This window comes from Paenibacillus sp. P36 (assembly GCF_045866505.1).
Classification (GTDB): Bacteria; Bacillota; Bacilli; order Paenibacillales; family NBRC-103111; genus Paenibacillus_E; species Paenibacillus_E chondroitinus.
The window spans coordinates 6,216,396-6,229,581 of the sequence record NZ_AP038372.1 but is presented as its reverse complement, the minus strand read 5'-3'; the positions used below and the strand labels follow the sequence as shown (position 1 = coordinate 6,229,581).

General features: G+C 45.9%; 10 protein-coding genes. 8 read left to right on the top strand and 2 right to left on the bottom strand.

All coding sequences use genetic code 11. From position 1 onward, the window contains the following. Positions 1–855: 855 nt before the first annotated feature. Positions 856–1,722 carry a DMT family transporter gene (locus ACKTT9_RS27715; RefSeq protein ID WP_407868451.1) on the bottom strand — a complete coding sequence of 289 codons (867 nt, stop codon included), beginning with the start codon at positions 1,720–1,722 and terminating at the stop codon, positions 856–858. A 120-nt stretch (positions 1,723–1,842) separates the two neighbouring features. On the opposite strand from ACKTT9_RS27715, the gene ACKTT9_RS27710 reads away from it, so the two are divergent. Then, entirely contained in the window at positions 1,843–3,216 is a 1,374-nt protein-coding gene (locus ACKTT9_RS27710; protein WP_407868450.1) for a PLP-dependent aminotransferase family protein, read from the top strand. A gap of 40 nt (positions 3,217–3,256) precedes the next feature. Further along, entirely contained in the window at positions 3,257–3,709 is a 453-nt protein-coding gene (locus ACKTT9_RS27705) for a GNAT family N-acetyltransferase (RefSeq protein ID WP_407868449.1), read from the top strand. A gap of 17 nt (positions 3,710–3,726) precedes the next feature. Here the strand turns inward: ACKTT9_RS27705 and ACKTT9_RS27700 are convergent, their stop codons facing one another. Then, positions 3,727–5,076: an MATE family efflux transporter gene (locus tag ACKTT9_RS27700; RefSeq protein WP_407868448.1), complete on the bottom strand. Its 1,350-nt coding sequence runs from the start codon at positions 5,074–5,076 to the stop codon at positions 3,727–3,729. Positions 5,077–5,289: 213 nt separating this feature from the next. Between ACKTT9_RS27700 and ACKTT9_RS27695 the strand changes: the two genes are divergently transcribed. The 6 genes from ACKTT9_RS27695 to ACKTT9_RS27670 all read left to right on the top strand — a co-directional run bounded on the left by ACKTT9_RS27695 (position 5,290) and on the right by ACKTT9_RS27670 (position 13,176). After that, complete coding sequence (locus ACKTT9_RS27695) at positions 5,290–6,306, top strand: response regulator (protein ID WP_407868447.1); 1,017 nt, start codon at positions 5,290–5,292, stop codon at positions 6,304–6,306. A 1-nt stretch (position 6,307) separates the two neighbouring features. After that, positions 6,308–8,116, top strand: coding sequence for a sensor histidine kinase (locus ACKTT9_RS27690; RefSeq protein WP_407868446.1), 1,809 nt, complete (start codon positions 6,308–6,310; stop codon positions 8,114–8,116). Between the two features lie 110 nt (positions 8,117–8,226). Further along, the gene (locus ACKTT9_RS27685; protein ID WP_407868445.1) at positions 8,227–9,765 is read left to right on the top strand and encodes an extracellular solute-binding protein; all 1,539 of its coding nucleotides are present in this window, start codon (positions 8,227–8,229) and stop codon (positions 9,763–9,765) included. Positions 9,766–9,846: 81 nt separating this feature from the next. Beyond that, the gene (locus ACKTT9_RS27680) at positions 9,847–10,752 is read left to right on the top strand and encodes an ABC transporter permease (RefSeq protein ID WP_407868444.1); all 906 of its coding nucleotides are present in this window, start codon (positions 9,847–9,849) and stop codon (positions 10,750–10,752) included. Further along, complete coding sequence (locus ACKTT9_RS27675) at positions 10,752–11,615, top strand: carbohydrate ABC transporter permease (RefSeq protein WP_407868443.1); 864 nt, start codon at positions 10,752–10,754, stop codon at positions 11,613–11,615. Before ACKTT9_RS27680 ends, ACKTT9_RS27675 begins: the two co-directional genes overlap by 1 nt. A gap of 52 nt (positions 11,616–11,667) precedes the next feature. Beyond that, positions 11,668–13,176, top strand: coding sequence for a sulfatase-like hydrolase/transferase (locus ACKTT9_RS27670; RefSeq protein WP_407868442.1), 1,509 nt, complete (start codon positions 11,668–11,670; stop codon positions 13,174–13,176). Positions 13,177–13,186 lie beyond the last annotated feature (10 nt).

Sequence of the window (13,186 nt, the reverse complement as noted above, 5' to 3'; positions counted from 1 at the left end):
AGCTAATTGGCGTTTTAGCTTTAATAGGAGGTTTTGTTAAAATCTAAGTATGGAATCGAATCTACTCAAACAAATATTTTTCGTTGTAAAGACGGCTGTGCAGCAAAGTTGAAGGGCTACGTTGCAGTAAATACAACGCAATGGTGTGGTCAGACTGCGATTGCGGTCTTTCGTTGCACATCATACAACCATTTGTTGCAAAAGGTAAATTGTAAGCGGTTTAAATGCAACAATCGTTGTATTATGTGCAATATAGAGGCGAAGTGAGGCCCCTTTACGGCCAAATGGTTGCACAAAATACAACATAGCTGTCACAGTAGCTGCTATCGCTCGAGCGGTTCCTCCCTGAGGGGAACTACAGGGCGCTTTTCCATCGAAATAGGCTCCTCTTCACGTGGAGGGGAACTGACGTCCTCTATTTGTCCGTTTTCTTGAAGAAATCGGGGTTAGGCGGTCAAATAGGACCCTGCAGTTCCGCTTGACCGCGGAAACGGGCTTAATTTGTTAGAATAGCGCCCTGTAGTTCCTCTAAGTGGCCGGCCAGCTTACCTATCCTATGAGGATGCCCCCTATGCCAAATGTCTCAGTAACGCTGAATTTTTAACGGGGTTGAGTGTTCTCCACCGCCAAAATTCGCTCCTACTAGGCTCTTAACAAGCTAAACTACGGAGGGAAATTAACTCCTCCCCAAAATAGGCATTGGGACATTCACCTTCTTTGCCCAGCTCCAGAGTTTTTGCATCATATATATGCGAGCTGGGATGAAAAAAGCCACCGAGGCAACTGAAAAGTTTAACGCATACGACAGCCGACAATTGGCTGCCGTTCCCAATTATTGGCAGTAATGTAGTTTTCCTACTTTACCGCAAATCGCCGAGCAAACGCCACGCACAACACCACACCCATATTGACCATAAAGACGGGCCATCCAATGGACTCGTGCAATAATAAAGCGGATAATAAAAGACCAAAGAATGGCTGAAGGAGCTGCAACTGCCCGACAGCAGCAATTCCTCCTAGAGCAAGACCGCGATACCAAAAAACGAAACCGATGAGCATGCTGAATAAGGAAACGTAAGCGAGGCTCAGGATCGATGTAACACTGGTGCTAGACCAAGAATCCGGCCTGAAATACAATGAAAGCAGTGCCATAACGGGAAGCGACAAGATAAGCGCCCAAGAGATCACCTGCCAGCCCCCTAATCTCCGTGAGAGTCTAGCTCCTTCCGCATAACCGTAACCACAAGCAATAATAGACGCCAGCATGAGCCCGTCACCAATAAACGAAGAGGAAGCTCCATTTATTAAAGCGAATCCGACCACAAGGGAGCTGCCCAAGACGGATAGCATCCAGAAGATCGGTCGTGGACGTTCACCACCTCGCCATACACCGAAAATCGCTGTTGATAGTGGCAGAAGCCCCACATAGATAATCGCGTGCGAAGCCGTAACATATTGGAGCGCTAGGGCAGTCAGCAGGGGGAACCCTACAATCACACAAAGCGCTATTAACAATAGAGGAACGATGTCGCTTTTGATAGGCCGTTGCTGCTTAAAGATGAGGAGTAATACGCCTGCCAGTACACCAGCTATGGCGGCTCGGCATACGGTGAGAAACAAAGGATGGAAATCCATGACAGCCAAACGTGTTGCCGGCAAAGATCCACTAAAGATAAGTACGCCTAACATTCCGCTAAACCAGCCATTTGCCGTTTTGTTCATTTTAAATCACCTCAAATAGATCTTTTACTTGGTGATTTGTATTATATTAGGTACAATGGGCAGTGTACACTGATGTTATTTCAGTTTGTATGGGTACAGATTTTGTTTGGAGGTGCATGTATGACAAGTAAAAAGGAATCCATCATACAGAGCATCCGCACTGACATCGTGGGTGGTCTCATTAAACCCGGCCAAAAACTGCCGTCAATCCGGAAACAGAGCGAGAAATATGATTGCAGCCTTAACACCATCATTAGCGTGTATCAGGAACTGGAAAACAAAAATCTGGTTTATTCCCGTCCGAAGAGCGGTTACTTTGTTGTTGCCCAAGAAGCGCTGCTTCCTTTGATTCAAACAAAACGAATTGATTTTGCCTCCGCTGCTCCAGATCCATCATCGATCTCACAAAGTGACTTTCGTCAATGCATGAACAAAGCGATGGATCTATTTGAGGCTTCGATTTTCACCTATCCCGATCCGCAAGGTTTACTTTCGCTTCGCCAAGAGCTTGTGAAACTGTTTCAACAGCAGCAGGTATTCGCTTCCGAACAGCAAATTTTTGTCTTCTCAGGCGCGCAGCAAGCTCTTCATCTTCTATCCGGGATGCCTTTCCCTAACGGAAAAACGAACATTCTGGTTGAGCAACCAACCTATTGGGGGATGCTGGCTGCATTAAAAGCTCAAAAACAAACGGTCATCGGTATCGAAAGAACGCCTGACGGGATGGACTGGGCAGCCTTGGAGCGCCATTTTCAAAGCAATATGATCAAGTTCTTTTATACCATTCCACGGTTTCATAATCCGTTAGGTACTTCCTATACGCAAGAAGAGAAGCAGAGACTAGCAGAGCTTGCCAAAACTTACGACGTTTACATCGTTGAGGATGATTATCTGGCTGATCTGGAAACAAATTCGAAAGCAGATCCAATTCGCGCTTATCATGGCGCCAGTCATGTGATTTATCTGCGAAGTTTTTCCAAAGTGATGCTGCCTGGTTTAAGGCTTGCGGCGGCAGCGGTGCCGGATTCGTTAATTCCTTTGCTCCACTTGCATAAACAAACGGCGGATCTGAGCACCTCCGTTCTTTCTCAAGGTGTATTGGAGATTTACATGAAGTCCGGGATGTATGCGCATCATGCCAAGCAAATGAAATCTTTGTACCATCATCGCATAAAAACATTAGGGGAAATTGCAAAGCGATTATTGCCACGTGAATCTTTATATTCCGTACAGTCTAGCGGAGGGGTCTTCGCTTCCATACGCCTTCCGGGCACCAGTACAGAAGAAATGGTCAGGCGGTTGGAGATTCGGGGAGTTGACGTGGTGCCATCCGATCAGCAGTATCTTTCTTCTTTTCCCAAAATGAACTTGCTGCGGCTTAGCATCATACGGACGGATGAACAGGATATGGAAGAGGGCATTCGCATCATTGCCGAGGAATTGGAGCGTGCCCAACCTATAAGCAGTTCCCCTAAGCCATTCGCATGGATTTGAGAACTTCTGAGCACTTCATAAGAATCGAGGCGTAATAAACATGCAAATACGAGAGTTAAAAAAGAATGAACAACCGCCATTAGAGCTGCTATTGTTAGCGGATCCCTCACAGAAGCTTGTCGAAGGCTATCTTCAAAGAGGGCAATGCTTTATTGGCTTATTGCATGAGCAAATCGTAGGTGTCTATGTCTTACTGCCAACAAGACCCGATACAGTAGAGTTAGTAAATGTAGCCGTAGACGAAGGGCATCATGGCAAAGGCTACGGAAAACAGCTAGTGAAGCATGCCATACAAATTTCCACGGGACTCGGATTTAAAACCATCGAGGTAGGTACCGGAAATTCGAGTGTTGGTCAGCTGGCCCTTTATCAGAAATGCGGTTTTAGAATAACGGGCATAGACAAGGACTTTTTTATTAGACATTATGAGGAAGAAATTATTGAAAATGGGATACAAGTCATCGATATGATTCGGCTATCTCAAGATTTATAAAGGCTAGATGGCTCCATCTAGCCTGCTTCCTCCCTGGTGACCAACACTTTGTTCTCCCAGGCCCTGCTTTTCCAACGAAATAATAAGAGAAGCCCCCGCAAGCCTTCATCCATGATGAATACACCCCACATCCCTACGAGTCCGTACCCTAGACGAATGCCTACCCAATAGGTCAACGGGACACACAGTCCCATGATGACACCCACGCCAATAAGGAGAATGAATCGCGCATCACCGGCAGCCCGGAGGGCTTCACCTATCACAATGTTCAGACAGCGTATAGGCTCCAGAAGGAAACCAAACGTCAGTAAAAACGCCCCCAGTGTAATGATCTCGACGTTATCCGTAAACATACCGATCAGCTGTTTTCTGAACAAAACGGTTAAGGTGACCGCGGCAAGTGAAAGCAGTAAGCTGAGCAGCAAGCTGCGAAACAACTGCCTGTAAGCCTCTTCCTTTTCCCCGGCGCCGACCAGTCGGCCGATAATAATTTGAGTTCCCCGTCCAAGGGAGATGGCCAGCACCATAATGAATGTCATGATATTTTGGGTATAAATCCGGGTGGAAAGCATCTCAGCGCCAAGCTGCGTGATGAAATAGGTAGTCATCAGTTGGCTAATCGAATAGACGAGGGAGCCCCCGGCTGTCGGAATCCCGATGGTCAATATTTTTTTCAGATCTGCAAATCTAGCTTTGTAAAAGTTGCTGAAGGATAAGTTCAATCGAACGATTTTTCTTAAAATGATGCTGTACACCAGGAGTCCAATGAATTGGCTGACGATTGCTGAGATCGCCACACCCGGCACGCCAAGTTTGGGAAAGCCGAAAGGGCCGAAAACAAATAAAATACTGCCCGTCAAATTGACCAGGTTAACGCCTAAGCTGACCGCCATTGTATATCTTGTATACCCATGCACCTGCGTGATGGATGCAATGGTCAGATTAACGGCCTGAATAAATAAAGAGCCGCCCACGATTGAGAAGTAGATGCGGGCCTGCTCCAGTGCAGCTGGCTCCAACCCGAAGGGCTGCAGCAGCTGTTTACTGAAGCATACGATACACAGGCTGACCAGAAAGCCGAACAGGAAATTAAGCGCGATGGCTCCAGCGGCAAACTTCTTGACTTCTCTGTTTTTATTCGCGCCCAAACATTGTGAAATCACGATGGCTGAACCGGTTGAGATGACTTGCAGCAGCAAAAATAAAAAAATAATGAGCTGATTGCTGACGCCAACCGCTGCAACGGCTTCATCCGAAATATGACTCACGATGAACGTATCCGAAGTTCGCATAAACACCTGTAAGGATGATTCAATAAATAAAGGCCATGTAATGGCAAATAGGCCTAGTTTTTTTGGAATGGTCATGGGTAAAAGAGCTCCTTCGATGCTGCGCGATATGAATCTATATGAATCTTCTCTTTATCTTGGGGGATGATGAAACCGTTTTCTTTGCAAAATGTGGGCAAATCATTGCTTATATTGACTCCGTCAAAGAAGAATATTGCGTGTTAATGATTTATTAACATAATCCATAGTGGTATGATAATCGCAACCATTTTGTAAAGGGAGGAATCCAATATGGTACAAATCGTTGTTGCTGAAGATGAACTATGGTTGCGCAGTGAGCTGGTTGAAATGATCGAGCAAATCGGTGAAGGCTTCGAGATTGTCGGTGAAGCCATGGACGGTGAGGATGCATGGAATATGATACATGAGCTGTGGCCTGCAATACTCGTGACCGACATCCGGATGCCGAGACGGGACGGTTTAGAGCTGATTCGTGATATTGAGGAGGCCGGGCTTCCTATCGTTTCCATCATTGTAAGTGGTTATGACGATTTTTCTTATGCCCAGCAAGCCGTGCGGTACGGCGTTTCGGAATATTTGCTGAAGCCGCTCATGAAGGATGAACTCAAGGATGCGCTGCATCGGTCATTGAACCGAATGGCCATGTTTAAGGAGATGCAAGGTTATCTCAAGCAAATCGTGAGCTTTCTCGAGCAGATGCATGAATGGGATGCGAAGAAACGGCTTATGAAGCTGACGAGCATACTGAATGAAATTCGCAAGCTGCAATCGGCTCGCCCGGGAACACGTAGAACGATATTGGAGATTTTTGCCGGCAAATTAACGGAATTGATCAAGGGAGATAAAGAGAGCTGCGAGCTGCCTGCTCGACCGGCTTGGGATCATCATGACGATATTTTGCGCTATTTTCAAAGCCTGCTGGAGACGTTGACCCTGCAATCCAATCAGTCGGCAAACGCCGAAGTGCGCGCAGTCATCCGCAAAACGACCGACTATATTGAAAGCCATTACATGCAGCAGTTAACACTAGTCAAAATAGCTCAGATTGCGAATTTGAGCCCGTCTTACTTCGGTTATTTATTCAAGCAGCATACGGGACAATCTTTCGTTAACTATCTGAATGGCGTCAGGATCCAGAAGGCGAAGGCGCTCCTGGTGGAGGATGACATTAAAATCTATGAGGCCGCTGAAATGGTTGGCTTTATTTCACTGCCCTATTTTAATAGGGTTTTTAAAGCATTGACCGATAGGACACCAAATGATTTTCGGAAAGGAATGGGTATGTAACGTGCTTCTGAAAACGAAAATCCATTCCATTAAAACGCGAATGACGATTGGCTTTTTATTGGTCAACCTGTTGTCGTTGCTTGTTGTCCTGCTGATATCGAATCAAGCGTTTCAAAAGGTGATTCAGCGTGATTTTGTTGCCGCTTCCAATGATGCCGCTTCACGGTTCAGCTTCCGAATGAATGATTATATTGAGCAAATCATCCAGACATCTGCGCCCATGCCTGCGAATGCACAATTCCAAGCGTTTCTGCGCGGCCAGACCCTATTGCCGGAGCAAACTGAAGCGATTGAGAAGGAGATGCGCAAGTTTACTGCGATGAATCATCCGGAAATCGTCGGTATGTTTCTGATGTCCACGAATAACCAGATGGTGTCGATGAACAGCTTCTTTTATTCGCAGTCTTCCTATTACTGGCGAGAGCCATGGTTTCCGCTTGATTATGATCAACAGATCCAAATCATTCCCACCCATTTGACGAACTATCCGCAACAACCCAGATATGCGGTAATTTCTATTGTTATGCCCGTCTATGACACCGTATCGATGGATATTATCGGCAGGTTCGTCATCGATGTGATGCCCAAAAGCATCAGTGCCTCCTTCGGAGACGTGCGAATTGGGAATACGGGGTACTTCTTTGTCGTGTCGCCAGATGATACCATCATCTATCATCCCAATGACGAGTGGCTTGGCATCCCTAGGGCCAATACGCCTCTGTCCAGTCTTCAGCTGAATGAAGGAAACGAAACCTTTAATCAGGATTGGAATGGGCAAAATTGGCTTATATCCGTTAACAAAACGAACCGGATGAATTGGCACGTTGTTTCTATGGTTCCTGAAAGTGAGCTGGAAGTAGGCGCCAAAGCTGTGGAGCGGTCGATTATTATCGCCTTTCTTGCCGTAGCCATCATTATTGTGACGATTATTCCGCTCATGACTAGCCGGTTTGTCAAACCAGTCATTACCTTGCGAAATTTAATGGCGAAAGTGTCGACCGGGGATTTGAATGTCCGGGCATACTTATCCAATCAGCAGGATGAAATGCAAAGCCTGAACGTGGGTTTCAACCACATGGTCTCTCGGCTGGACCAATTGATGACGACGGTCACTAATCTCCAAATGAAAGAGATGAAGCTGGAGCTCAGGCAAAAGGAAGCTTTGATTCGTGCTTTGCAAAATCAAATAAATCCCCATTTGTTATACAACACGCTGGGGATTATCAAAAGTATGGCCTTTTTAGAAAATGTGCCACGTATTGAGACAATCTCGCGGAATTTAGCCGACGTTTATCGTTATACGGCAAGGTTCGAGAACGAGGAGGTTACACTTCACGACGAGCTGACGATTATGGCGAAATATTTGGAAATCGTGAAGCTCCGCTTTCCTATGTCGTTTATCCGTACCATCTCGGTGAATGAGAAGTTTTACGATTGTTTGTGCATGAAGTTGACGTTACAGCCAATCGTAGAAAATGCCGTCAAATATGCGATTGAACCCAATGGCGGGGAAGGGACGATCATCATCAACGCTTTTGAAGAGAGCGGAGATTTGATCTTGGAAATTGCGGATAATGGGAAAGGGATTCCCGAATCTCAGCTAGAGGACATTCAAGATTTGCTGCGCAAGGAGTCTGAGAATCCCAACGGTTTTCCGTCTGCCAGCGGCTCATTAGGTCTCTCCAACGTACATGCCCGGCTTGTTCTGCGATATGGCCGTAAGTACGGAATTCGAATTGATTCGTTTCCCGGACAAGGAACGGTTGTATCCATTCGATTACCTTATCGCAGAAAAGTGGACATGGAATAGATTCGTGAAATCGGATAGGAAATCGTGAATACGGTTAAGGAGTGTTTTTCTCTTCTGTTTTATACTGAGGATGTAAAAACTTACATAACGAGTATGAGGGGGAGCAAACCATGAAGAAAGTGTTACCGCTTTCAATTTCGGTGTTAATGATAGCCGCAGGCCTGGTAGGTTGCAGCACTAGCAATGGGACTGCCGGCAAAAAGGAATCGGCTCAGCCAACAGCCAAGCAGAATGCGAATGTGGATGACGGTTCAGAGAAAATGGATATCACGATGCTCGTCAGCACAGCGATAGGCGGAGGCTGGCCGGAGAATCACCCTATGATTCAGAAGCTAAATGAAAAGTTGAACATTAATTTGAAGTTTCAGTGGGTTCCCGGTGACAACTATGAAGAGAAACTTAATGTCATGGCTGCCTCGAATACCTTCCCTGACGTTTTCCAGATATGGAATGCAACCTCGTACAATAAGTGGCAGGAGAAAGGTGTATTTTTAGATTTAAAACCACTGCTCCCGCAATACTCGAATTTATCCAAGGAGCTTCCAGAGCGCGATCTGCAAATGATGAATCCGAAGGATCATATCTATGGCTTGCCGATGTATGCGCCAAGCTTCCGCAGCAATTTATCCATTCGCAAAGACTGGTTGGATAAGCTGAACTTGAAAATGCCGACGACCGTGGACGAGTTTTACAATGTGGCCAAAGCCTTCGCTGATCAAGATCCGGACGGTAATGGTAAGAAAGATACGGTCGGTTTCAGCATGAATGTTGGTGTGAATGGGGGCTTTGGAAATATTGATTATTTAAAAGGCGCCTTTGGACTTGCGAATAATTGGAAAACGGTGGATGGCAAGCTGGTGCCGATGCAATCTCAAACGAAGGAATGGAAGGACCTTGCCACATTCTTGCATAAAGCTTATGCGGAAGGGGTACTGGACAAAGACTTCGCTGTCAACAAAGAATTCGATCCTTTGAATAAGCTAGAAGCGAATACGAATGGCATTGGAGAGGTAAATCCGAATGAAGTCTATACAAGGACGCTACCGAATTTACAAAAGTTAGATCCGAAAGCGGATATTGTGCAGCTTACTCCTCCGAAGGGCCCGACGGGTTTACAGTTTGCCACGACGGTCATCAGTACGACGAAAATCGTTGTAAATGCCAAAACAGATTTGAAAAAACAGCAGCGCATCATGAGGTTGCTTGACTATATGCTTTCTGACGAAGGATATACGTTAATCAAGAACGGTATTGAAGGTGTGGATTACAAGAAAGAAGGCGATAAAGTAACCATGCTTCCGGCCTTCAACACAAATCGTCCACAAATTTTGTCTACCTGGTTTTTCCGTCGCTTTGACCCTGGCATCCAAATTCGCATTTGGGACGACAAATCCTACGGTGACAAAGTGCTTACCTGGTTTAAGAACACAGAACCTTACCGATATGACAATCCTGGAGCAGGTCTTGTCTCAGAAACGCAGACGAAAGTCGGCAGTGAGCTGGACAAAAAGTTTACGAATGCCATTGTCAAAGTCATCGTAGGCCAGGAGCCGGTTGAAAGCATTGATAAAGCGGTCGAACAGTGGAAATCCGGTGGCGGCGACCAAATTACGAAAGAGATCAACGATATTTATGCGAAAATGAAGTAAATCTTCTACTGGGGAAACCACGGTTTCGTGGTTTCCTTCTTTGTTACACAGCGTCTTATCCTTTAGGAAGGGGGAACGACAATGATCACAACTAAGAAACTGCTCCGCCGTGGACTACCGCTTTATGCGATGATTGCACCGGGCGTGCTTTTTTTCATCCTATTTCGCTACTTACCAATGTTCGGCATTGCCATTGCCTTTCAAGACTATGATCCATTTGATGGCTTTCTCCATAGTGATTGGGTCGGCTTGGAGCATTTCCGCCGCCTATTTACGGAAGCTGATTTTTGGTTTTTGATGCGCAACACATTGATTATGAGTTCTTTGAACTTATTTCTTTTTTTTCCGGCTCCAATCATTCTAGCTTTGCTGCTGAATGAAGTCAGAATGAAGGCTTACCGCAAATCGGTGCAGACCATTACGTATTTGCCTCACTTTCTGTCCTGGGTCGTTGTTGTCAGCATGACAGTCATTCTCTTCTCTACACAAGACGGGGCACTGAATAAAATGCTCGTTTCCTGGGGCTGGGAGCGGTTCGATCTGTTAACGAATCCCGATTATTTTCGGTCCATGTATTTGATTCAAAACATTTGGAAAGAAACAGGTTGGAGTGCAATCATTTTCCTGGCTGCGCTTGCTTCCGTAGATCCAACCTTGTTCGAAGCGGCCGTCGTAGATGGCGCAAGCCGATGGAAGCAGATGCTGAATATTAGCCTTCCGGCACTCAAATCCGTTATCTTCATTATGTTTATTTTGCGGCTGGGTCAAGTGCTGGATATTGGTTTTGAACACGTGTTGTTGCTGCAAAATCCGCTCAACATGGAGGTATCCGATGTTTTCGATACGTATGTTTATCGATCAGGTATCCTCTCGGCGCAATTCAGTTTTACGACGGCAGTGGGGTTGTTTAAATCAGCCATTGGTCTTGTACTTGTCATCACGGCAAATGCGCTGGCGAAGCGGTTTGGGGAAGAGGGTGTATATTAATGGCTGCCAAAGGAACCGATCGTCTGTTTGTTTGGATCGTATACGCTTTACTAGCTCTCGCATCGCTGCTTGTAGTTGTGCCTTTCATTTATGTCGTGGTTGTTTCGTTTGCTACCAAGCATGAGGTGATATCAAGAGGTTTCTTCTTGTTTCCAAAGGAATGGACGCTCGACTCCTACCAGTTTCTGCTGCGGGAGCAAAATTTCCTTACTTCTTTCAAAAATTCGCTCGTCATTACGATCATCGGAACGGCGATTAATATCACGATGACCAGCTTGATGGCATACGGCTTATCGAAGGTCTGGTTGCCCGGCCGTAAAACCATCAATTTTCTAGTGCTGGTCACCATGCTGTTCAGCGGTGGTATTATCCCGACCTACCTGGTCATCAAAGCGTTCGGTTTATTGGACAGCTATAGCTCTCTCTGGCTCTCGGGGGCGATTGCACCTTTTCATTTGATTGTGATGAGAAGCTTTTTCCAAAACTTCCCGGCTGAATTGGAAGAGTCATCGCGTATGGATGGCTGCGGTGAACTTCGCTTGTTTTGGCGGATCGTGCTGCCGCTTTCGATGCCGGCGGTGGCAACGTTCACCTTATTTTATTTAGTGCAAAATTGGAATACGTATTTCTCGGCGCTGCTGTATTTGAACGACACACAGATGTGGCCGCTTCAAGTGTATTTAAGGCAAATGCTCATCGAATCTAGTGATTCATCTATGATACAAGCCGTTGAAGGCTTCGAGTACGGACCACCGGTCAAGATGGCTGCCGTTGTCATCGCTGCGGCTCCGATGCTGCTGATCTATCCCTTTATGCAAAAGCACTTTAACAAAGGAATGCTGATGGGTTCCGTCAAAGGTTGAATATAAATAGCTGCAAAACACGAACAAAATGACGATGAGGAGTGGGTATCAAATGAGTAGGGAAAACCAAAATATCTTATTGATTTTGACCGATCAGCAACGTGTGGATACATTAAAGGCTTACGGCGGAAAGGTGTGCCAAACACCCAATCTCGATCAGTTATCGGAAGATAGCATTGTATTTACGAATGCCTATACGAGCTGTCCGATTTGTACACCGGCAAGATCCTCTTTGCAAACCGGGTATTACCCGTTTAATGTAGGCATGCAGGCAAACTCGTATGGATCGCATTGCTTGATCAGGGAACTGCCGGACCACCCGGACCTGCTCAGCCGGCAATTGCAGAATCAAAATTACAGTGTTGGTTATACCGGGAAATGGCACTTGGGTCAAGGGAATGATTCCGCAGAAACGAAACATTACTTGAGTCAGGGCGAACATGCCATTCAATTTCCGGAATTTAAATACGATATGCGTTCACTCCCCTCTGATGTAGGGTATGAAGCGGACGATTTCCCGGGTCATGGGATTGGCGGGTATCACTATAAACAGTTCAAGGACTACTTGGAAGAGAATAACCTCACATTTGAGACGAAAAATATGTTATCCGGCAACTTCGATGTACATACCGCAGCCGAGGTGGTCTCACCTATTGAATCGACGGTGGAGTACTATTTGACAGAACGGGCTATTCATTACATGGATCGATTCCGTAAACGTTCGAAGCCGTTCTTTTTTGCGCTCAACTACTGGGGGCCGCATGAGCCGTATATGGCACCGACCAAGCATCTCGATCTGTACCGTGACATGGAACTGGAGCCATGGCCTAATTTTTATGATGACGGGCATAAGAAACCGTCGATCCATAAAGCGAAAAGCGCGAAATCGAAGGAATGGGAAGCTTTTGCTCCCTATGTGAAGCATTATTATGGCTTTATGAGCTCCATCGATGAGCAAATCGGTCGCATCATTGCTTATTTAAAAGAAAATGATCTCTATGACAATACGACGATTATCTTTTCGGCGGATCATGGCGAATCACTAGGCATTCATGGCGGATTAAGCGATAAAGCCTTTTTCATGTATGAGGAAACATGCCGTATTCCTTTATTTGTAAAACCGGCAGGAGAAAGCGTGCACCGTGAAGAAAATCACTTTGTTGGCACATGCGATCTGTATGCGACCATTCTTGAGTTGGCCGGTGTCGAGCGGGAAAAGGCGGAGAACCGGGATGGACGTTCGTTTGCGCCTATGCTGCGAAATAACGCTGAGGCTTTGGTTTCTTGGCCGGATTGTGTGGTAACGGAATGTTCAGGACTAGAGAGTGTGATGTATACACAAAGAATGATCCGTCATGAAAAGATGAAGTATGTATTTAATTGCGGTGACCTCGATGAGCTCTATGATTTAAGCAAGGATCCTTACGAATTGGATAATCTGATTGATCATTCCGACTATGTGGAGAAACTGCTTTTCCTTAGATTAAGGCTGGCGGATTGGATGGTTCAGCATCGAGACGGTGCCTTGAAAATATTTAAGCGCATGCGGGATCTCCCATAGAAAAGTGAAG

What these genes read in the sequence shown, in the direction of transcription:
- ACKTT9_RS27715 (WP_407868451.1), bottom strand. Translation starts at nt 1,722, where the DNA reads ATGAACAAAACGGCAAATGGCTGGTTTAGCGGAATGTTAGGCGTACTT.
- ACKTT9_RS27710 (WP_407868450.1), top strand. Translation starts at nt 1,843, where the DNA reads ATGACAAGTAAAAAGGAATCCATCATACAGAGCATCCGCACTGACATC.
- ACKTT9_RS27705 (WP_407868449.1), top strand. Translation starts at nt 3,257, where the DNA reads ATGCAAATACGAGAGTTAAAAAAGAATGAACAACCGCCATTAGAGCTG.
- ACKTT9_RS27700 (WP_407868448.1), bottom strand. Translation starts at nt 5,076, where the DNA reads ATGACCATTCCAAAAAAACTAGGCCTATTTGCCATTACATGGCCTTTA.
- ACKTT9_RS27695 (WP_407868447.1), top strand. Translation starts at nt 5,290, where the DNA reads ATGGTACAAATCGTTGTTGCTGAAGATGAACTATGGTTGCGCAGTGAG.
- ACKTT9_RS27685 (WP_407868445.1), top strand. Translation starts at nt 8,227, where the DNA reads ATGAAGAAAGTGTTACCGCTTTCAATTTCGGTGTTAATGATAGCCGCA.
- ACKTT9_RS27680 (WP_407868444.1), top strand. Translation starts at nt 9,847, where the DNA reads ATGATCACAACTAAGAAACTGCTCCGCCGTGGACTACCGCTTTATGCG.
- ACKTT9_RS27675 (WP_407868443.1), top strand. Translation starts at nt 10,752, where the DNA reads ATGGCTGCCAAAGGAACCGATCGTCTGTTTGTTTGGATCGTATACGCT.
- ACKTT9_RS27670 (WP_407868442.1), top strand. Translation starts at nt 11,668, where the DNA reads ATGAGTAGGGAAAACCAAAATATCTTATTGATTTTGACCGATCAGCAA.